This window comes from Paenibacillus sp. 01L418, assembly GCF_056400045.1.
The window spans coordinates 1-2010 of record NZ_JBFTSN010000684.1 but is presented as its reverse complement, the minus strand read 5'-3'; the positions used below and the strand labels follow the sequence as shown (position 1 = coordinate 2010).

Sequence of the window (2010 nt, the reverse complement as noted above, 5' to 3'; positions counted from 1 at the left end):
CCTCAACGTTGTTTACAGGAAGTGGAATGCAACCTATGGTTCCATATTTATTGGGGGAAAAGCATCCGATAGGTAATGAGATTGCTAATATTCAGAAGTGTTTAAGGACAGTGGATATTGATGAAGTAGGAGATACGTCGCATCTGACATTTTTTGAAATGATAGGTCGATGGGAGTTTAAAGCAAATGAAAATAACTATAAGAAAAAGCAAATCGATGCCATTTGGAATTGGCATATTATCGAATTAGGAATTGATCCTGGCAGGCTGTATATCAGTGCTTTTATAGGAAGTGATGATTTGAATATACAGAGAGATACGGAAGCCATTCAAATCTGGTCAGAAAAATTTAAATCAGTTGGCATAGAACCTATCATTGAAGATGATCCCTATCAATATGGGGCATCTAGAGGTGGGAAAATTTTCTTATACGATGAAAAAGAAAATTGGTGGAGTCGAACCGGAAATCCATTGGATATGCCTGTTGGTGAACCGGGTGGGCCTGATAGTGAAATGTTCTATGATCTTGAACCAGGCGGTGATTCACTGGATCATCCTGCTTCTGTAAGCGAGAGGTTTTTAGAAATTGGGAACAACGTATTTATGTGTTACAAAAAAGAAGACACAGGATTTGTAAAAATGAAAAATCCCAATATTGATTATGGAGGCGGATTAGAAAGGGTTGCAACAGCCCTTAATGGTGACAAGGATATTTATAATACGGCTTTCTTTCTTAATCCCAAGAAAAAATTGATGGAGTTAAGTGGTAAACAATATACTGACGATTTAAAGTCGTTTAGAATCATACTTGATCATGTGAGAGCGGCTACTTTTCTAATTAATGATGGTGCGGAGCCAGCTAATAGTGATGCAGGGTATATAACAAGAAGATTATTAAGAAGGGCAATTCGTGCAGGTAAAAAAATAGGTATACAAGGAAGTTTTGTGGGTGAGTTGTCTGAAGTTTATATAGATGAAGCAACAGCTTATGAAGATTTGATCGGTAATAAAAAGAAAATTATCGAAATAGTAAATAAGGAAGAAAATCTTTTCTATAGAACTTTACAGCAAGGAGAATTTGAAATACAAAAACATCTTAAGAATAAGGGTAAAGTGACAGGTGCAGATGCCTTTTATTTTTACGAAACATATGGGTTTCCCTTGGAGTTGACGGAAGAGTTTCTAACTGAAAGTGGATATAGCATGGAGGACAAGGCGTCTTATATAGAGGCGGCAAAGAAACATGCTGAAAAGAGCAGAACTGCTTCTGCGGGTAAATTTAAAGGTGGATTAGCTGAACATTCAACAGAAACAACAGCGCTGCACACGGTATCTCATTTATTACTTGCTGGTTTAAGGGAAGTTTTAGGTGATCATGTTCATCAACAAGGAAGTAATATTACTTCAGAACGATTACGGTTTGACTTCAACCATGATGAAAAACTTACGCCAGAGCAAATAGCTGAGGTGGAAAAGTATGTGAATGAAGCGATTTCATCAAAAGCAGTTACCTATATTTCAGAGCTGCCTAAAATTGAAGCGAAAGAAAGTAATGTTGAAGGGAATTTTTGGGATAAATATCCGGATATCGTTAAGGTGTATACAATCAAAGATAATGAAGGGAAAGTTTGGAGTCGAGAAGTATGTGGAGGACCTCATGTAGAAGATACAACAAACTTAGGAAAGTTCAGTATTAAAAAAGAACAATCTTCTGCTGCTGGAGTTAGAAGGATTAAAGGAGTAATTAATAAATATTTCCAGAACGCGGAACAATAGCTGATGTTTTAGGATTGCCATTTGTAACAACGTTATGAGTTGCCGGGAATCCATGATGAATGATAAATCCGGCAATCGAAGTGGTTTGACAACGATTGGCCTTTCCGTTGGCGGTACGGTACCGGAGCACATTATTCAAAGAAAAAGCAATTCGGATTATATCCGAATTGCTTTTTTACTGCAAGAAAGGGAAACTTATAAAAAAACAGAACGAAAATCGAGCTATATGGTGTAT

2 protein-coding genes are annotated in these 2010 nt (G+C 36.9%); both read left to right on the top strand.

Annotated features, from left to right (window positions below):
- On the top strand, positions 1 to 1775 hold a 1775-nt coding region (locus AC1DSE_RS34640; protein WP_477529052.1), incomplete at its 5' end, for an alanine--tRNA ligase.
- Positions 1776 to 1827: 52 nt separating this feature from the next.
- Positions 1828 to 2010, top strand: a 183-nt coding sequence (locus tag AC1DSE_RS34635; protein WP_477529051.1) for a hypothetical protein, incomplete at its 3' end; no start/stop codon positions are given.